General features: G+C 65.8%; 17 protein-coding genes. 6 read left to right on the top strand and 11 right to left on the bottom strand.

The annotated features are described in order from the left end of the window. The 4 genes from AAC997_RS18865 to der all read left to right on the top strand — a co-directional run. Positions 1-587, top strand: a 587-nt coding sequence (locus tag AAC997_RS18865) for an SDR family NAD(P)-dependent oxidoreductase (protein ID WP_340647246.1), incomplete at its 5' end; no start/stop codon positions are given. A 98-nt stretch (positions 588-685) separates the two neighbouring features. Further along, positions 686-1,447, top strand: a complete 762-nt coding sequence (locus AAC997_RS18860) for a tetratricopeptide repeat protein (protein ID WP_340647245.1) — start codon at positions 686-688, stop codon at positions 1,445-1,447. Next, positions 1,444-2,835: a PQQ-binding-like beta-propeller repeat protein gene (locus tag AAC997_RS18855; RefSeq protein ID WP_340647244.1), complete on the top strand. Its 1,392-nt coding sequence runs from the start codon at positions 1,444-1,446 to the stop codon at positions 2,833-2,835. Before AAC997_RS18860 ends, AAC997_RS18855 begins: the two co-directional genes overlap by 4 nt. Positions 2,836-2,859: 24 nt before the next feature. Then, positions 2,860-4,461 carry a ribosome biogenesis GTPase Der gene (gene der / locus AAC997_RS18850; protein ID WP_340647243.1) on the top strand — a complete coding sequence of 534 codons (1,602 nt, stop codon included), beginning with the start codon at positions 2,860-2,862 and terminating at the stop codon, positions 4,459-4,461. On the opposite strand, the gene AAC997_RS18845 is transcribed toward der, so the two are convergent. The 8 genes from AAC997_RS18845 to AAC997_RS18810 all read right to left on the bottom strand — a co-directional run bounded on the left by AAC997_RS18845 (position 4,406) and on the right by AAC997_RS18810 (position 14,416). After that, entirely contained in the window at positions 4,406-5,161 is a 756-nt protein-coding gene (locus AAC997_RS18845) for an SDR family NAD(P)-dependent oxidoreductase (protein WP_340647242.1), read from the bottom strand. The two genes, der and AAC997_RS18845, sit on opposite strands and share 56 nt — an antisense overlap. Before the next feature lie 9 nt (positions 5,162-5,170). Next, positions 5,171-6,169, bottom strand: coding sequence for a bile acid:sodium symporter family protein (locus tag AAC997_RS18840; protein WP_340647241.1), 999 nt, complete (start codon positions 6,167-6,169; stop codon positions 5,171-5,173). Beyond that, positions 6,166-7,656, bottom strand: coding sequence for an amidophosphoribosyltransferase (purF, locus tag AAC997_RS18835; RefSeq protein WP_340647240.1), 1,491 nt, complete (start codon positions 7,654-7,656; stop codon positions 6,166-6,168). Before purF ends, AAC997_RS18840 begins: the two co-directional genes overlap by 4 nt. Then, positions 7,653-8,273 carry a CvpA family protein gene (locus AAC997_RS18830; protein ID WP_340647239.1) on the bottom strand — a complete coding sequence of 207 codons (621 nt, stop codon included), beginning with the start codon at positions 8,271-8,273 and terminating at the stop codon, positions 7,653-7,655. Before AAC997_RS18830 ends, purF begins: the two co-directional genes overlap by 4 nt. Before the next feature lie 5 nt (positions 8,274-8,278). Next, on the bottom strand, positions 8,279-9,646 hold the full coding sequence (gene radA / locus AAC997_RS18825) for a DNA repair protein RadA (protein WP_340647238.1): 1,368 nt from the start codon (positions 9,644-9,646) through the stop codon (positions 8,279-8,281). A gap of 256 nt (positions 9,647-9,902) precedes the next feature. Then, the gene (gene alr, locus AAC997_RS18820) at positions 9,903-10,997 is read right to left on the bottom strand and encodes an alanine racemase (protein ID WP_340647237.1); all 1,095 of its coding nucleotides are present in this window, start codon (positions 10,995-10,997) and stop codon (positions 9,903-9,905) included. A gap of 54 nt (positions 10,998-11,051) precedes the next feature. Continuing rightward, positions 11,052-12,554: a replicative DNA helicase gene (locus AAC997_RS18815; protein WP_340647236.1), complete on the bottom strand. Its 1,503-nt coding sequence runs from the start codon at positions 12,552-12,554 to the stop codon at positions 11,052-11,054. A 395-nt stretch (positions 12,555-12,949) separates the two neighbouring features. Then, positions 12,950-14,416: a phospholipase D-like domain-containing protein gene (locus AAC997_RS18810; RefSeq protein WP_340647235.1), complete on the bottom strand. Its 1,467-nt coding sequence runs from the start codon at positions 14,414-14,416 to the stop codon at positions 12,950-12,952. A gap of 488 nt (positions 14,417-14,904) precedes the next feature. On the opposite strand from AAC997_RS18810, the gene AAC997_RS18805 reads away from it, so the two are divergent. Next, positions 14,905-16,242 carry a PAS domain S-box protein gene (locus tag AAC997_RS18805; protein ID WP_340647234.1) on the top strand — a complete coding sequence of 446 codons (1,338 nt, stop codon included), beginning with the start codon at positions 14,905-14,907 and terminating at the stop codon, positions 16,240-16,242. 295 nt (positions 16,243-16,537) lie between these two features. Here AAC997_RS18805 and rplI read toward each other — a convergent pair whose 3' ends face one another. Genes rplI through rpsF form a run of 3 tightly spaced genes read right to left on the bottom strand, consistent with a single transcriptional unit; the run spans position 16,538 to position 17,807 of the window. Continuing rightward, complete coding sequence (rplI, locus tag AAC997_RS18800) at positions 16,538-17,122, bottom strand: 50S ribosomal protein L9 (protein WP_340647233.1); 585 nt, start codon at positions 17,120-17,122, stop codon at positions 16,538-16,540. Positions 17,123-17,135: 13 nt separating this feature from the next. Next, a complete protein-coding gene (gene rpsR, locus AAC997_RS18795; protein ID WP_215340908.1) occupies positions 17,136-17,414 on the bottom strand; it encodes a 30S ribosomal protein S18 in 279 nt (92 codons plus the stop codon). 18 nt (positions 17,415-17,432) lie between these two features. Beyond that, entirely contained in the window at positions 17,433-17,807 is a 375-nt protein-coding gene (rpsF, locus tag AAC997_RS18790) for a 30S ribosomal protein S6 (protein ID WP_340647232.1), read from the bottom strand. 394 nt (positions 17,808-18,201) lie between these two features. Between rpsF and AAC997_RS18785 the strand changes: the two genes are divergently transcribed. Further along, entirely contained in the window at positions 18,202-18,759 is a 558-nt protein-coding gene (locus AAC997_RS18785) for a DUF2059 domain-containing protein (protein ID WP_340647231.1), read from the top strand. The last annotated feature ends 123 nt before the right edge of the window (positions 18,760-18,882 follow it).

Here is an 18,882-nt window from a genome sequence, read left to right as displayed (position 1 = left end):
GGGTGCTGATGAACAATGCCGGGGTCGGCGGCGGGGGCGGGGCCTGGGAGCATCCGGATCGCTGGCGCCGGCTGTTGGAGATCAATCTCTGGGGCGTGATCAATGGGTTACAGGCCTTCACCAGCCTGATGATTGACCAGAGCACGCCCTGCGCCATCGTCAATACGGGCTCCAAGCAGGGGATCACCAATCCTCCAGGCGATGTGGCCTACAACACCAGCAAGGCCGCGGTGAAAGCCCTCACCGAAGGCTTGGCTCACCAACTCCGCAACGTCGAGGGCGGACAGGTCAGCGCCCACCTGCTGATTCCCGGCTATACCTTCACCGGCATGACGGCCCGCTCGGTGGAAAAGCCAACGGGGGCCTGGAGCGCCGACCAAGTCGCCGACTTCATGGTCGAGGCGATGGGGAAGGGGGACTTCTACATCCTCTGCCCCGACAACGACGTGACCCGCGAGATGGATGAAAAGCGCGCGCGGTGGTCCGCCGACGACCTGATCCTGAACCGCCCGGCGCTGTCGCGATGGCATCCCGACTACAAGGTTCCCTTCGAGACTTTCATGGCGTCGAAGCTCGCGGCAGGCTAAGCCCCGGACGACGACGCCGAACCGTTGCGATGGCCACGCTGCCGCTATAGGTTCCGCCGCTCTATTCCCCTTGCGCCTTTCGTGCGGAGTTCCCCTACGTGGTTGATGTCTTTGAAGAGGTCGAGGAGCAACTCCGCACCGACCGCTACAAGGCGCTTGCGCTGAAAGCCCTGCCCTGGGTGGGCGTCGTCCTTGCGGCCGCCCTGGTGATCGCGCTGGCGATCTGGGGTTACGACAACTACCAGACCAAGACGACCTCCAAGGCCTCGGACCAGTACGCCCAGGGCCTGGAAGCCTTCGGCGCGGGCCGGACCGATGAGGCCGACCGGCTGTTCGGTGAGGTCGCGAAGTCCGGCTCCAAGGCCTATAAGTCCCTTGCCCTGCAGCACCAGGGCGGGATCAAGATCGCCGTCGGCAAGACCGCCGAGGCCGTGACATATTTCGACCAGGCTGCGGAGGCCGCCCCGAACGACATCATCGGCGATGTCGCCCGCCTCAAATCCGCCTTCGCTTTGCTCGACACGGCTCCCTACAAGGACCTGGAGGCGCGCCTGACGCCGATGCTCAAAGAAGGTCGGCCCTATCGCACCGAGGCGCGTGAGGCGCTGGCGTTCGCCAAGATCATGCACGGCGATATGGCAGGCGCCCGGGGCGATTTCGTGGTCATCTCGCTGATCGCTGACGCCTCGGAAGGCGCGCGCAACCGCGCCAAGGCCGCCATGGACCTGATCGATTCCGGCTCGGCCAAGAACGTCGCGGCGACCGCCCGCGCGGCCGCGGCCCTCTCGCCCACGCTACTCCAACCCGGGGCCGCCGCCGGCTCTTCCGCTCCGACGCAACAAACACCGGACGCCAAATGACGCTTCGCAGCCGCACCGGTCTTGCCCTGCTCCTGACGGCCGCCCTGGCCGCGAGCGGGTGCTCGACGATCAGCCGCCTCAATCCCTTCCCAAAGAAGGAAGCTCCGGGCGAAGTCGCCAGCGAAGGCGAACGCATCGCCATCATCGCCTTCGACAAGAAGGTGGAGGCAGACGAGGGCTTGAAGGGCATAGATTTTTTCCTGCCCGATCCGGTCACCGCCAGTGAGTGGACCACCCCGGGCGGCACGCTCGACAACTCCGTCGGCCACGTCGCAGGCGGCGGGAACCTCTCGATCGCCTGGAAGCGCGGTTTTGGCCAGAAGTCCGGCCGAGGCGCCCACATCACCGCGCCGCCGGTCGCCGCCAATGGCAAGATCTATGTCATGGACGGTGAGGCCACGGTCTCAGCCCACGACGCCCAGACCGGCGCTGAGGTCTGGAAGGTCGATCTGCGACCGGACTCCAAGCGCGATAAGGAAGCCTTCGGTGGCGGCGTCGCCATCGCCGACGGCAAGCTCTATGTCGCCTCGGGCTATCGCTTCGTCGCCCAGTTGAACGCCGACACAGGCGCCGTGGGCTGGAAGGTCGCCACCGAGCAACCGATCCACGCCGCGCCCACCGTGGCGGGCGGACGCCTCTTCGTCGTGGCGGTGGACAACACCCTGCTGAGCTACAACACCGCCGACGGGACCGCGAGCTGGACCTATCAGGCCCTGTCGGAGTCTTCGCGCATCCTGGGCGCCTCCACGCCTGCCGTCTCCGGCGACACCGTCGTGGCCGCCTTCGGCTCGGGTGAGTTGGTGGCGCTGCGCGCCGCCAATGGCAACGATCTGTGGAACGAGGCTCTGTCGCGCGCCAGCCGCAACAACGCCCTGTCGGAAATTCGCGACATTCCTGGCCGCCCGGTGATCTTCCAGGGCGACGTCTTCGCGGTCAGCCATTCGGGCGTTTTCGCCGCCACCGACCTGCGCACCGGCCAGGCGCGCTGGACCCTGCCGATCACCGGCGTCACCACCCCCTGGCCTTCGGGTGACGTGGTCTATGTGGTGGACAAGTCCGGCCAGGTGATCTGCGTGGCGCGCGAGAGCGGTCTGATTTACTGGATCCGCGACCTGGGCGAAGGGCGCGGCAAGGCCAAGGGGGGCCTGATGGGCATCGGCCTGGGCCGGAAAAAGTATGTCTCCAAGCCGATGTGGTCCAGCCCGATCCTGGCCTCCGGGAAACTGATCACCGCTTCCAACCAGGGCGAGCTGGTGGCGCTGAACGCCAAGACCGGCGTGGTGGAAAAGACCATGAACCTCGGCTCGGGCGTGCTGCTCGGCCCGATCTCCATCAACAACACGATCTATATCGCGACCGATGAGGCCCAACTCATCGCGCTGCGATAGACGAAGAGAAAAGACCAGGACCCCATGCCGCTCAGGCTTGCGATCGTAGGGCGTCCGAACGTCGGCAAATCGACCCTGTTCAACCGATTGGCGGGCAAGAAGCTCGCCATCGTCGATGACCGGCCGGGTGTCACCCGCGACCGACGATTCGGCGCGGGCCGGATAGGCGACATTGAACTGGAACTGATCGACACCGCCGGGTTCGAGGACGTCACCGACGAGAGCCTTGAGGCGCGGATGCGCGCCCAGACCGAGCTGGCTATCGACGAGGCCGACGTGGCCCTGTTCGTGGTGGATTCCCGCGATGGCATCACCCCGATGGACCGGGTGTTCGGCGAGATTCTGCGCCGCCGGGACAAGCCGGTGCTGCTACTGGCCAACAAGGCCGAGGGCAAGCGAGGCGACGACGGCATCAACGACGCCTTCAGCCTGGGGCTTGGGGAGCCCATCCCGATCTCCGCCGAGCACGGCGAAGGTATGGCGGACCTGTATCAGGCCATCGCGCCCTATGCGGTGGAGTATGAGTTCGAGGACGGCGACGCCGTTGAGAAGCCCGTCCAGATCGCCATCGTCGGCCGCCCCAATGCCGGCAAGTCGACCCTGGTGAACAAGCTGATCGGCGAAGACCGTCTGCTGACCGGACCCGAGGCCGGGATCACCCGCGACGCCATTCCCGTCGACTGGACGTGGGACGACCGCGCCATTCGCCTGGTGGACACCGCCGGCCTGCGCCGCAAGGCGCGCGTCGAGGAGAAGCTGGAGAAGCTGTCGGGGCAGGATTCCATCCGTGCCATCACCTATGCCGAGGTGGTGATCCTGGTGATGGACGCCACACATCCCTTCGAGGTCCAGGACCTGCAGATCGCCGACCTTGTTGAGCGGGAAGGTCGTGGACTGGTTTTCTGCCTGGCCAAGTGGGACCTGGTGGAGGACCAGCGCGCGACGCTGGCCATGTTCAACGAGGAAGCCGGTCGCCTGCTGCCGCAGCTTCGCGGGACTCCGGTGGTGGCGCTCTCGGCCGAGACGGGACGTGGCCTCGACAAGCTGATGCCTGCTGTCTTCAAGGTGCACGGCGATTGGTCCACCAAGGTCAAGACGCGGGACCTGAACGACTGGCTCTCCATGGCCACCCAGCGCCACCCGCCCCCCTCGGTGGGCGGCCGCCGGATCAAGCCGAAGTACATGGCCCAGACCAAGGCGCGGCCCCCAACCTTCGTGCTGTTCGCCAGCCGGGCCGATCAGCTGCCGGACCACTATCGCCGCTACCTGATCAACTCGCTTCGGGAGAGCTTCGACCTGCCGGGCGTGCCGATGCGACTGACCGTGAAGTCGAACAAGAACCCCTTCGCCGAGGGAGAGGCCAAGAGCGGCCCGACCGGTGGCTTCGCGGCCAAGGCGGCGGCCAAGGCTGTGGGCGGCCCGACAACCGGGATGCGCGCGAAGTCCAAGGCGGCGGCCTCGGCCAAGGCCAAGGCCGGCGCCGACGCCAAGCCGAAGCGGTCCTACGTCGCCAAGCCCAAGCTGGTGGGTAACCCCAAGGGTCGCACCCAGAAGCTGGCCCGTCCCGGCGTCAAGCCGAAGCGGGCGAGCCGGACGTCAGCTTCCAGTCCGAAAACAAAACGCTAGATTTCGGCTGGCCCAGGTCCGCCTGGGCCAGTTCGACGATCATCGGCCCGATCTCGGACGGATGGGGGAGGTCCATGGGATCCTCGCCCGGCATGGCCTCGGCGCGCATCTTGGTCCGCATGACGCCCGGGTCCACCAGGGCCGCGCGGACGGTGGTGTTCTCCAGCTCGTCGGCCCAGGTCTGCACCAGGTGTTCCATCGCCGCCTTGGAGACGCCGTAGGCGCCCCAGAAGGCCTTCGGGCGCTGGACGCGACCGGTGGTTATGAAGAGGGCTCGACCGGCCTCAGAGGCGCGCAGCAGGCGCTCGGTGGTGCGGATCAGCCGGAAGGTGGCCGTCAGGTTGGTGGTCAACACCTTGTCGAACAACGCCGGCTCGAGGTGACTGACCGGGGTGATGGCGCCCAGGATGGCGGCGGCGTGGACCAGGATGTCCAGACGCCCGTGGCGTTCGTGGATGGCGAGACCCAACTGGTCCAGGCCCTCGACCTGGGAGATATCCATAGGGACCAGGGTCGCCGGCTGGCCGGTGGCGGCGCGGATCTCATCGTCCAGCTCTTCCAGGCCGCCGGTGGTGCGGGCCACGGCGATGACATGGGCGCCAGCCTTGGCGAGCGCGAGAGCAGAGGCCCGGCCGATGCCGCGCGAGGCGCCTGTGACGAGGGCGATCTTGCCGACGAGGGGAAGGTTCGTATCAGTCATGGCGGGCTTCTAGCTGGTCTGGGGCTCTGTGTCCGCCCGCTTTGCGTAGGCGTTGGCGATGACCGCGCAGGCCATCAGCTGGATCTGGTGGAAGACCATGATCGGCAACAGGATCATGCCCAGCTGCGCGCCGGGGAACAGCACGCCGGCCATGGGCACGCCGCTGGCCAGGCTCTTCTTTGAGCCGCAGAAGACGATGGTGATCTCGTCTTCCTTGTTGAACTTGAACCCCCGCGCGGCGGCCAGGGTCACCAGCAGGACGGCGGCCAGTAGCACGCAGCAGAGGATCAACAGGCGGACAAGGTCGAGGGCGCTGACCTTGGTCCAGATGCCCTCCACCACGGCCTCGGAGAAGGCGGCATAGACCACCAGCAGGATCGAGCCGCGATCGACATAGCCGACCATCTTCGACCGGGCGGCGATCCAGGGGCCGACCCAGCGGCGCAGGAGTTGGCCGGCCACGAAGGGCGCCAGCAGTTGCAAGACGATGGACTGGGCCGAGTGCAGGGAGAAGCCACCTTGGGTCTGCATCAGCATCGCCGCCAGGAGTGGGGTGACCGCGATACCCAACAGGTTGGACGCCGTGGCCGAGGCGACCGTGGCCGCGACATTGCCCCGGGCGATGGCGGTGAAGCCGATAGAGGACTGGATGGTCGATGGCAGGCAGCCCAGGAAGATGAGGCCCGGGGCCAGGGCCGCGGGTGTGATGGCACCGGGCAGGGCGGCCAAGCCCAGGCAGAGGACCGGGAACAGCAGGAAGGTCGCGGCCAGGACCAGCAGGTGTAGGCGCCAATGGGTGACGCCCTTGATCACCGCCTCTCGCGACAGCTTTGCGCCGTGCAGGAAGAAGACCAGGGCGATGGCGATCTGGGTGGCCAGGCCAAAGGCCGGCGCCGCCGCGCCGCGGGCAGGCAGGAGCGAGGCCAGCACCACCATGCTGATGATCAGGATGATGTACCAGTCGGGCTTCAGGCGGCTGATCCAGCCGCCTGCCTTAGCTGAACTCACGCGTCGACCACGAACGAGAGCTGGCGCTCGACGACCTCGTTGCGCCCCTCGGCGATCTCGCGGTCCAGCAGGCGGGTCGGGTAGTCACCGGTGAAATAGTGGTCGGTGAACTGCGGGTCATTGGGATCGCGAGGCGCCGACTCCATCGCCCAGTAGAGGCCGTCGACGGAGAGGTAGCCCATGGAGTCGACCTCCAGGATCTTGGCGATCTCCTCCACCGAGTGATTGGCGGCCAGCAGCTTGTCGCGATCGGGCATGTCGATGCCGTAGTAGTCGGGCCACATGATTGGCGGCGAGGCCGAGCGCAGGTGGACCTCGGCGGCGCCGGCCTCGCGCACCATGCGGGCGACACGGACGGAGTTGGTGCCGCGCACGATGGAATCGTCGATCAGCATCACCCGCTTGCCGGCGAGAACCGAGCGGTTGGGGGACAGCTTCATGCGCACGCCCATCTCGCGGGCGCCCTGGGTCGGCTGGATGAAGGTGCGGCCGACATAGTGGTTGCGGATGATGCCCATTTCGAAGGGCACCCCCACTTCCTGCGCGTAGCCGAGGGCGGCGGGGACGCCGGAGTCGGGCACGGGGACGATCACGTCCACCGGCACGTGGCTCTCCATGGCCAGCTTGCGGCCCATGCGCTTGCGCACCTCATAGACCGAGCGACCGTTCACGACGGAGTCGGGGCGGGCGAAGTAGACGTATTCGAAGATGCAGGGGCGGGCCTTGGCCGCGGGGAAGGGACGCAGGGATTCAATCCCCTCGTGGTCGATGATGACCATCTCGCCATGCTCGATGTCCCGGACGAAAGTCGCGCCGATCATGTCGAGGGCGCAGGTCTCCGACGCCAGCACCGCCTTGCCGTCGAGGTCGCCCAGGACCAGCGGGCGGATGCCGAGGGGATCTCGGACCCCGATCAGCTTCTTGTTGGAGAGGGCGACCAGGGCGTAGCCCCCCTCGATGACCGACAGGGCGTCGATGAACTTGTCCACCATCCGGGCCCGGCGCGAGCGGGCGATCAGGTGAAGGATGACCTCGGAATCTGAGGTCGACTGGAAGATCGAACCCTCGGCAACCAACTGCTGGCGCAGGGTCAGGAAGTTGGTGAGGTTGCCGTTGTGGGCGATGGCCAGGCCGCCGGCCTCGAGATCGGCGAACATCGGCTGGACGTTGCGGATGAAGGAGCCGCCGGCGGTGGAATAGCGCGTGTGGCCGATGGCCGATTGGCCGGGCAGGCGGTCCATGAGGTCACCGCCCGCGAAGGCGTCGCCCACATGACCCATATGGCGTTCGGTGTGGAAGCCCTGGCCGTCGAAGCTGGCGATGCCGCAGGCTTCCTGGCCGCGATGTTGGAGGGCGTGAAGGCCGAGCGCCGTGATGGCCGAGGCGTCGTCGGTGTCGAAGACTCCGAACACCCCGCACTCCAGGCGGGGCGTATCGTCATCGGGATCGCGGGGAGCCTGTCGCCATCGATCCAGAGACTGGGTCATCGGGATTTCTCCACTAGATCATCGATACTGCCGCGATCGCGGGCGTCATAGCCGCGACTGTCGCCAGAGTCACGCGGGGCGTTCGCGGAACCTTCACGAACCGCCTCGGAAACCGCCGGCTTCAGCTTGTTGGCCATGTCCAGACCGCGGGGCGCGAAGGCCTTGAGGATCTGTCCCGCCGCCGTGGTCATCGGATAGAAGATGGCGCCGGTCATCCATCTGGGCCTCAACTCCACCGGGGTTGCGGCGTTGAAGGCCAGGTTGAAGGCCCCGAGGACCACGAAGGCGCGGATCAGGCCGAAGCCCAGGCCGACCGTACGGTCCAGCAGGCCCAGGATTTCGGTCTCCTGCACGCGCCTCGCAAGGCCTGCGCCCGTAAGCCGCAGGGCGCCGTAGACCAGGATGAAGGTCCCCAGGACCGCGCCGACGGTGCCAGCCCAGTCCGGATCGACCATGGCCCGGCCAAGCGGGCCCGTGAATTTCAGGGCCATCACGGCCACCACGGCTCCGATCAGGAAGGAAAGGACGGCCACCATCTCGCGGGCCGCGCCCTGATAGAATCCGATCCCGGCCGAGGCCAGGAGGACGGAGAGCACGACGATGTCGAACCAGGGCAATTCGTCTAATCCCAATCGCCGTCGCCAATACGGCGGATGGCGTCGCCCAGGCGGGCCACGCCGGTCATCTTCAGGGGACCGCCATCGACGTCAGCCGGCCCGAAAGCCCTTTTAAACCCGAGTTTTGCGGCTTCTTTCAGACGTGAATCCATTCGGCTGACGTGGCGCACGTCGCCTGACAGGCTGACCTCGCCGAACACCACGCAATCCTGGGGCAGGGCGACGTCGAGGGCCGAGGAGGCGAGCGCCGCCGCCGCCGCCAGATCGGCCGCGGGTTCGCTGATGCGCAGGCCGCCGGCCACGTTCAGATAGACATCGCGGTTGCCGAGACCGAGGCCGCAGCGGGCCTCCAGCACGGCAAGCACCATGGCCAGCCTTCCGGTGTCCCAGCCGACCACCGCGCGCCGGGGGGTGCCATAGGCCGAGGGGGCCACCAGGGCCTGGAACTCCACCAGCACCGGGCGCGAGCCCTCAATGCCGGCGAACACCGCCGCGCCGGCGGCGCGCTCGCCCGAGGTGTCGAGGAACAGGGCCGAGGGGTTCTTCACCTCCGCCAGGCCGCCGTCGCCCATCTCGAAGACGCCGATCTCGTCGGTGGCTCCGAACCGGTTCTTCACTCCACGCAGGATGCGGAATGGGTAGCCCCGCTCGCCCTCGAAGGCGAGGACGGCGTCCACCATGTGCTCGATGACCCGGGGGCCGGCGATGGTTCCCTCCTTGGTGACGTGACCGACCAGGATGATGGCGACGCCCTGCTTCTTGGCCAGGCGAACCAGTTCGCCGGTGGCGGCGCGGACCTGGGTGACGGAGCCGGGGCCGGCCTCGTGGGCGTCGCTCCACATGGTCTGGATGGAGTCGATGACCACCAGGTCGAACTTCTCGCGCTTCAGCCCCTCGACGATCTCACGCAGGGAGGTCTCGGCGGCGAGGCGGACGGGGGCGTCGGCCAGGCCCATGCGCTGGGCGCGGCTGCGGACCTGCTCCACCGCCTCCTCGCCGGAGATGTAGGCGCACTTCGCGCCGCGCCGGGCCGCGAAGGCCGCCACCTGGAGCAGGAGGGTGGACTTGCCGACCCCGGGGTCGCCGCCGAGCAGGAGGGCCGAGCCTGGCACCACGCCGCCGCCGCAGACCCGGTCGAACTCGGCCACGCCGGTCTGGATGCGGGGCGGGGCGGGGGTGTGTTCCTCCAGGCCCTGGAAGGGCAGGCCCTTGCCGCGAACACTGCTGCGGGTGGGGGCGAGCGCGCCGGGCGGGCGGCTCTGCACCTCTTCCACCAGGGCGTTCCAGGCCAGGCAGGCCGGGCACTGGCCCGCCCACTTGGTCTGGGTCGCGCCGCAGGTCTGGCAGACATAGACGGCGCCGTCGCGGGCCATGGGGTTTCCTGATTCGGGGTTGGGGCAGGTTAGCCTGAAACACCGCTTGGGGGCGCGGGATCGGTGAGTACATACCGGGAACATGGGCGACGGGGAAGGGCGCCTGCGGATTCGGTTCGTCGGTGGCCACGGATGGAAGACAAGGCGGTCTGTGCGCCGACGAAGGCCAACCAAGCCTTGGCGCGCAAGGGGTCCCGGCAGGCGCGACCGGCCCACGCAGGCCGACTAGTGACCGTTGAGGTCCCGACGGGTGCGCCTAGACGGCCCCCAGATAGACCCGTTCCGCCCGGGGGCCGAGGCGGACCAGGCATTCGTGGGCCACGGTGCCGGCGGCGGCGGCCAGGTCGTCGATGTGGGCGTTGGGACCCATCAGTTCCACCATCTGGCCGGGACTGGCCGGGGTGTCGCCGATATCCAGCAGGATCAGGTCCATGGTGACGATCAGGAACGGACGAGGGGCGCCTGCGAACCAGCCCTGGCCGGTCTGCTTGGCGGCGCGGACCAGGCCGTCGGCATAGCCCGCCGCGACCACGGCGACGCGGGTCGGGCGCGCGACGATGCGGCTGGAGCCGTAGCCGACGGTTTCGCCGGCCTGGATATTACGGATGTCGAGGATCGGGGCTTCGAAGGTCGCCACCGCCTTCAGGCGTGGATCGGGGCGCTCCTCCGGCCCGCCGCCATAGAGGCTGACCCCCGGGCGGACCATGTCGAAGTGATAGTCGTCGCCGAGGAAGATGCCCGCCGAGGCCGCGAAGCTGGCGCGGGCGTCGGGGAACAGCTTTCGCGCGGCGACGAAGCGTTCGAGCTGGCGGCCATTGCGGGGATCGCGCGGCTCGGGCGCCGAGCCAAGGTGGCTCATCACCAGGCCGATATCGAGGTGGTCGAGCCGGTCAGGGGATTGGGCGAGGGCCGCGGCCTGATCCGGGGTGATCCCCTGGCGGTTCATGCCGGTGTCGATGTGCAGGGCGACGGGCAGGGCGTGGCCGAGGGATGAGGCGAAGCTGCTGGCGGCCTCCACCTGGGGCACGCTGGTGAGGGCCGGGGTGAGGTTGCCCGCCACCAGACGCGGAGCCGTGGCGCCCGTCATGCCGTCCAGGACGTAGATGGTGGCCGGACGATCAGGGCCGAGCGCGGCGCGCAGGGCCTCGCCCTCGGTCAGGCGGGCGACGAAGAAGCTGCGGGCGCCCTCGGCCCACAGGCGGCGGCAGACGGGGCCGGCGCCCAGGCCATAGCCGTCGCCCTTCACGACAGGCGCCGATTCCGCGCCCGGCGCCTGGGCGCGCACGACGCCGTAGTTGTGGGCCAAGGCGTCCAGATCGATCGTCAGGCGCGCGGAGGAAGGGAGAGCCATTGGCGCTCCCTTAGAGGCTAGGCGCGGCGAGGGAAAGCCGGTTCAAGCGCCAGGTCAGTCGCGGCTGTGCTGGTCGTAGCGGTTCGGGTCGCGGGCCAGGTTGCCGAACTTGGTGAGGTCGGAGTTGAAGGCCAGCTTGACGGTGCCGATGGGGCCGTGGCGCTGCTTGCCGATGATCACCTCGGCCTGACCGGCCACCTGGTCCATCTGATCCTGCCAGGTGAGGTGTTCGGGCGTGCCTTCGCGCGGCTCGGTGCGGGAGAGGTAGTATTCCTCGCGGTAGATGAACATCACGCAGTCGGCGTCCTGCTCGATGGAGCCGGATTCGCGAAGGTCGGAGAGCTGGGGCTTCTTGTCCTCGCGGTTTTCCACCTGACGGGAGAGCTGGGCCAGGGCGATGACCGGGACGGCGAGTTCCTTGGCCAGGGTCTTCAGCCCCTGGGTGATGGCGCTGACCTCCTGCACCCGGTTGTCCAGCTTGCCGCCGCCGCCGATGGTGACGAGCTGCAGGTAGTCCACCACGATCAGGTCCAGGCCGACCATGCGCTTGAGGCGCCGCGCGCGGGCGGCCAGCTTGGCCATGGTGATGCCGCCGGTGTCGTCGATATAGAGCGGAGCGTCCTGGATCTCGAGGGCGGCGTCACGCACCCGGCCGAACTCCACGGCGTCGATCTCGCCCTTGCGCAGGCGGTCGCCGGAGACGCCGGAGACCTCGGCCAGCATCCGCATGGCCAGCTGGTCGGCGGACATTTCGAGCTGGAAGAAGGCCACGACGCCGCCGGAGACGGTCTTCTTCGAGCCGTCCGGCTGCGGCTCCCAGGCGTAGTTGCGGGCCACGTGGAAGGCGATGTTCACCGCCAGCGCGCTCTTGCCCATCGAGGGGCGGGCGGCAAGGATCAGCAGGTCGGAGGGGTGCAGGCCGCCGAGCTTGGCGTCCAGGTCGATGAGGCCGGTGGAGAGGCCGGCCAGGCCGCCGTCGCGGCTGTGGGCCTCGGCGGCCATGGTGACGGCGCCGTGCAGGGCCTGGGCCAGGGGCACGAAGCCCTGGCTGGCGCCGCCGCTCTCAGCCAACTGGTAGAGCTGCTGTTCGGCCGCCTCGATCTGGTCGCGGGCCGAGGTCTCCTCGTCGGGGGCGGTCGCGGTGGTGGCGATGTCGCCGCCGATGCGGATCAGGTCGCGGCGCAGGGCTAGGTCGTAGATGGCGCGGGAATAGTCCGGCGCATTGGCGGCGGGCGGCGCGCGGTCCACCAGGTCGGCCAGGTAGCGGATGCCGCCGAGCTCCTCGAAGGCCGGGTCGCGGCCGAATTGCTCGGCCAGCAGGATGGGCTCGGCCAGCTGCCCCTTGCGGACATGGGTCTCGATGGCGGCGTAGAGCCGCGCGTGGAAGGGTTCGTAGAAGTGGCGCGCCTGCAGATAGTCGCCGATCCGCTCAAAGGTGGCGTTGTCATACAGCACAGCGCCCAGCAGGGCCTGCTCGGCCTCGATGTTGGCCGGGGCGTGGGGGATCGCCGTGTCATTGTGGGCGGGGCGGAGATCGAGCGCGGGAACGAGGGCCATGGGTTACCGATAGCTTAACGCGGAGCCCCCGGCAGTGTGGCGAGATAGCCTACGCACAGGAAATCCCGAGGCCTGTGGATGACCGAGGGTCAGTCTAGTGGTCATAAAAATCTAACCCTTGAGTCCGGGCGGTGCTGCGGCGTGGGTGTCGATCGAACGTCCGGTTCTGGGGCGGAGGTTCGCGGTGAGAATCGACCCTGAGCGGATGCTGTCCCTCGCTCATTGCCACGTCTGCTCTGCGCGCCAACAGCGGACGTGGAAACCTGGCCGGAACCGGACCTTCGCCAAACGCTGACGGCAACAACGCATCCCCATCTGGGAGAGTCAGCCAACCCTGGATGTCCGCTCCTCTGAGTCATCTGTGCCAGGCGGGCGAAGCAGGCAGCCAGCAGGGTTCAAACCGCCTTTTGGCCAAGTCCCGCCTTTGTCCGAGTGAGCCGGGCCTTCTTCAAAGCTGCAACGACCGTCTTCAGTTCCGCCTTTACCGCAACGCGCCGCCGCCAAGGACGCCATGAGTCTTTCGGGCCCACCGGGTCGCCGATGTGAAACGTCGCCACCAGTGTGGCCAACGGCTTTAACGGCACGGCTGGGATCGGGCGAAGTCGGCAGTGACCCTCGGCGCGGAGCCGTTCGACTGCAGGGCCAATGCCGCCGGAGATCCGGACGGTTTCGTCAAAAACCGTATCGCCGCAGCCCAGCCAGTGCGAAATCAGCCGGGTGCGCATCGCGCGGATCGCGGCGCGAGATTGTGTCCGGTTTGACCCCGTGGGCTCGATCGACAGATCACATTCGGTGTCGAGACCAAGGGAGCGGTTGTTGACGTTGGCCGATCCAATCCGCAGCAGGACGTCGTCTATGATGGCGAGTTTGGCGTGGACGATAATGGTTCGACCAAGGGTCGTGACCGGACTGTAGATGCGAAAGCGCCCATGTTCATCGGCGGACGTCAGCCGCTTGATGAAGAACGACCGGGTCCGGTCCATTGTCATTTGATCAAAGTAGCTCGGCGCGTGCTCCGTTGAGACAAGGACAACCTCAGGACCGTCAGGCTCGGCTAGCCTTTGGGCGAGCGCCTCGGCTATGACGGAGGACGTGAAATACTGGTTCTCGAGGTAGATGCACGACTTCGCCGCCGCGATGGAAGCCAGGTAGAGGGCTTCGATTTCGCGCACCTGTGGCTCCTTCCGCCAGGCCGACGCCGCCCGAGAGATGCCGACCCGAACGTCTCGGAATTGCGGGATGACCCCTTCAGGCCATGGATCGGTTTCAGGTTGGACATCAGGTAATGGCAGGCGTTCGTCCGTCGCTCGAAACCACCGATCTCGAAAGAGCTCGCCCAGGGCTCCTGCAGCGCGTCCGTCGACCGCGCTCATGACCTCATGGCGTGGGTCGAAACATGGCGGCGCGCCAGGCTTGGCGGCCCGGCGAAGGTTATCGTCCTCGTGATCGCAGGTATCCCATCGATCCGGACCGAAATCGCAGCCACCACAGAAGGCGACCGCGTCATCCACCACAACGACCTTTTGATGATGGCTGGCGCCGACCGGCAGCCTGCCGTCGAGGTGGTAGCGGATCGTCGTGCCCCGAAACTCCTTGGCTGCGCGCTGAGGATAGAAGTCCTGTGTCACCGCGATCGGGAGTGCGGCTTTCCAGCAAAGGATGCGGATGTCGAGTTCAGGGCGTTTGAGCGCTGTAGCCTTCAGGAATTCAGCGATGCGGCCACTGTCGGCGTCGGCGCAATCGATCTGAGGCTCGAAGGCGGTCATGGGGTGGAAGGCCCAGCCCAACACATACACTGAGCGCGTGGCCTTGGAGATGGCCGACATCACCGCTGAGAAGTAGTCTTCCACGTCGACGAACACGGCAGCTCGGGGAGTTGTCTCCGTACGCCAGCAAGTGGTTCCCGGCTTCAATAACATGCGCAGTCTCCCGTGGCGGCTTGCGGCGGAGCCCGCAAGTTTGAACAATATTTCGCGCACAAACCGTCCGCGCCTGCCTCAACGCAAAGCTAAGCTTGAGGCTCCGTCGGCCAGCAGTTCACGAAGCGTCACGGCGTCTCTCAGTGGGCACGGAAACTTACGACGTCGACAACGCGCCAGGAGCAGAAGTTAAGAGGCCGCCGAAGACTCGTCGTTCACGCCTGCCGGGCCGCGGCGCCGCGAACGGAGAGATTCGGTCCCGATTCCAACGCGGAGACTCGACCGCTTGCTGACATTCGGCAGGTCAAGTTGCGAGACGTGTGAGCCTGATTGGACGGATTTCCACATGGTCCTGCGTCCTTGTTGCCTTGGATTCATATGCAACCTAAGACTAGGCGCCAGCGAAGTGTTCCAAGCCAAAGTGTCAGAACATGACTTTCGATACCGGCGTGACCAACGAACGCCTCGGACGTATCGTTGAAGAGGCTGCCAGCGAAGTATACATCTTTTCTGCCGATGATTTTAGGTTTCGGTTAGTCAACAAAGGCGCACGAGAAAATCTAGGATATTCTGATTCGGAAATTTCCGAGCTTACACCTTGGGATTTGAAACCAGAGTTTAGCAAGGATGAGTTTCTATCCTTAATACGTCCGCTTCTTTCCGGGGAGACTGAGCGACTCTATTTCGAGACGGTCCATCGCCGCAAGAATGGCACCGAATACAACGTAGCGGTCCAGCTTCAATTGTTTGAGGAAGATGGCGATTGCGTATTTTACGCAGCCATTCAGGACATCACCGATCAACGGCTTTTGGAGAAAGAAACTCGGGAACTCGCCAGACGTCTTGATGCGATTTTGGACAACACCACGATGTCCGTGTTCGTTATGGATGAGAGGCAACAGTGCATATTCATGAATAGGGCAGCCGAGAAACTCACCGGCTACGCCCTTCATGAAACGACCGGACGCCCGCTTCATGATGTGATCCATCACACCTACCCAGACGGTCGCCCTTTTCCGATTTCAGAATGCGCCATCGACCGAGCCTTCCCGCAAAATGCCGGGACGCAGGGGGAAGAGGTTTTCGTTCACAAGGACGGGTCCTTTTACCCCGTCGCCTTCACCGCCAGCCCGATCCGAAACGATGAGGCCCAGGTCGTTGGAACGATCATTGAGGTGCGCGAAATCAGTGAGGAAAAGCGCAATGAGGAAGCCCGCAAGCTGTTGATGCATGAGGTCGATCACCGCGCGCGCAACATCCTCTCAATCGTGCAATCGCTCACACGCCTTACCGCTGCCGACGATCTGGAAACCTACAAGGAAGTCCTCGCGGGCAGGATCAACGCCCTCGCTCGCGCTCAGACGTCTTTGGCAGATCGTCGTTGGGAAGGAGGACGGCTGGAAGATGTGGTCAGACAGGAGTTGGAAGCCCTCTGCACTAAGGACTCCATCGAAGTCAGAGGTCCAGAGGTCGCGCTTTCGCCAGAGCAGGTGCAGCCCATCAGCATGCTTCTCCATGAGCTGGCGACCAATGCGAACAAGTATGGGGCGTGGAGCCGTGTCGATGGGCGCGTGTCGGTCACTTGGACGCTCGCAGAGCGTCAAGTGATACTTCAATGGCGGGAGACGGGGGGACCAAAAGTCGTGGCGCCGACGCGAGAAGGCTTTGGGTCGCTTCTAAAATCCAGCGTTGTTCGTCAAATCAAGGGAACTATTACCCGAACCTGGGAGCCTGCAGGGCTTGTTGTCGAGGTCGCGTTCCCGCTCTGAAAGCCGGCAGAGCCAACGCCGCTGTCCATCCTTCACACCCATTGGGAATGTCGGCTCATCGCGATGCGGCGATCGTAATCCTCGGGTCCTAGCGTTCCATGGTCGCGTGGGCGCCAAGCGCCAAGTTTTGGCCACTAGCCGATTCCGGAGCAAAACAGAAACGGCGCGGAACCAAGGTCCCGCGCCGCGTCCAGTTTCGATCGATTGAGCCTGAGCGTGTCACCCCGCTCAAGTCTTGATCCAGAGCTCTCTTGGTGGGGCAGATATTGAATCTGCCTCGTCAATGGCTCCGGGCTCAGCTCTCGACGTAGTCGCCTTCGTGCGAACCGGCGCCGCCTTCGAGCATGTCCTGGGCGGCTTCCTCGGCCGCGACGCGATCCTCCTCGAATTGCGAGTTGACCACGTCCTCGCCGCGGGCTTGGCGCTCGGCCTCGTCCTGGCTGCGGGCGATGTTCAGGGTCACCGACACGATGACTTCGGCGTGCAGGACGACCTTCACCGGGTGGAGACCCAGGGTCTTGATCGGCTTGTCGAGGGCCACCATCGAGCGTTCCAGCTTGCCGCCGGCCGCATTGACGATGTCGGCGACGTCACGGCCGGAGACCGAACCGTAGAGCTGGCCGCTTTCGCCCGCCTGACGGATCAGGATGTAGGACGTGCCGTCCAGGTTCTCACCGGTCTTGCCGGCTTGTTCCTTGGCCTTCTGGTTGCGGGCCTCGATATCGGCGCGCTGGCCTTCGAAGACCTTCAGATTGGCGGCGTTGGCGCGGAGCGCCTTTTGACGGGGCAGGAGGAAGTTGCGCGCGTAGCCGTCCTTGACGGTGACCACATCGCCCAGAAGACCCTTGCCTTCGACGCGTTCGAGCAGAATGACTTTCATGTGCCTGTGCTCCCTACTTCACGACGTAGGGGAGAAGGGCCAGGAAGCGGGCGCGCTTGATGGCCTTGGCCAGTTCGCGTTGCTTCTTGGCCGAAACCGCGGTGATGCGCGAGGGCACGATCTTGCCGCGTTCGGAGACGTAACGCTGCAGCAGCTTCACGTCCTTGTAGTCGATCTTCGGCGCGCCGGCGCCCGAGAACGGGCAGACCTTGCGGCGACGGAAGAAGGGGCGGCGCTGGCCACCGGCGGCGGGCGCGCCGGCGGTGGTGGCTTCGGAGGTTTCGTCGGTCATGTGATGATCCTCCCTTTCTTAGGAAGCTTGGAAGCTGTCTTCGCGGCGCGGTTCGCGCTCACGATCGCGGTCACGACGGGCCAGGACCGGCGAGAGCTCAAGGTCGAGCTCCTCGACGCGGACCGTCAGGTGACGCAGCACATCTTCGTTGAGGGACAGCTGGCGTTCCATTTCCTTCACCGCCGCCGGGGGGGCGTCGATGGAGATCAGGGAGTAGTGGCCCTTGCGGTTCTTCTTGATGCGATAGGTCAGGTTGCGAAGGCCCCAGTACTCGATCTTCGCGACCACGCCGCCACCCTCTTCGATGAGGGCCTTGATCTGGTCATTGAGGGCTTCGGCTTGTTGCGGCGAGATATCCTGCCGCGAAATAACGACGTGCTCGTAGAGCGCCATGTTTTCCTTCTTCCGTTGTGGAGGCGGCGCGTTCGCCGGCGGAAGTCCGGCGAAAACGATGGATCTCAATGCGGCGCGCGGGAGGTTCCCGCGCCTTTTACGTTCCGACTTGAGACCGCCGTCCGTGAAGAGGCGGGCAAATACGGGAAAAGGGCTTGTTTCGCAAGGCGTTTCCGCCTGAGCGGCTCGCCGGCGTCGCCGTGGGGAGCTGTTGGCTCCCGTTGAACGTCCGCGCGTCGGCTGGCGGCTAAGGACGCGCGGGGGAGATCCAGGCCCGGGCTGCGCGCGACCAACGAGCTAACCGTGAAGCGACGCCGGTCGGTCAAACAAGCCTGAGACGGCTTGTCAGGGCCGCGAACCTACCGCAGCTTGCGGGAGCAATCAGGGGTTGATCATGCGGCTGTCTCATATCATTTCGTCGGCGCTCGCCGCTCTCTTCCTTGCCGTATCGCTTCCAGCGATGGCCGCTGAAGCTAGCCCGACGCCTCAGCCCAGCAAGGAGGCGATGGAACTGGCCCATCGGCTCATCGTCGCCATGCGCATGGAGGAGATGATGAGCAACGCCATAAAGGGAATGGCTCCCAGCATGCTCGACCAGGCGAATATGTTCCCGGGGGCGCTTCCAGAGAAAGAGCGGGTGGCGATCGCCAAGGACGTCACGGAGTCCATGCACGCCTTGATGAGCAAGATGGCAGTTCTCATGAATGAGAAGGGTCCTGCGATGTACGCCGCAACATTCACCGAAGCGGAGCTGCGGGATATGGTCGCCTTCTATGAGAGCCCTACGGGGCAGGCGACGCTGACGAAGATGCCGCAGCTGATGAGTCAGATGACCCCGATGATCACGCAGCTCATGCCCGCGTATCAGGCGGATCTGCTCGGACGTCTTTGCGCGAGGGAGAAGCGATACTGCCGACTGGCCAAACCGAAGCCAGCCGGCGGCGCGTCCTAGCGCCTACTTCTTCTGCTTGGCCTTCCACGCCTTCAGCGCGCCGAGGGTCTGGCTGACGTGGTCGTCGGCCTTGAGGTTGTCGTAGGCCAGCAGCACCGTGCCGTCGGGCGCGATGACATAGGA

Origin of the sequence: Phenylobacterium sp. (genome assembly GCF_037968635.1) — a bacterium.
GTDB lineage: Bacteria > Pseudomonadota > Alphaproteobacteria > Caulobacterales > Caulobacteraceae > Phenylobacterium.
The sequence above is the reverse complement of the archived record's forward strand: the minus strand, read 5'-3'. Positions and strand labels throughout refer to the sequence as shown.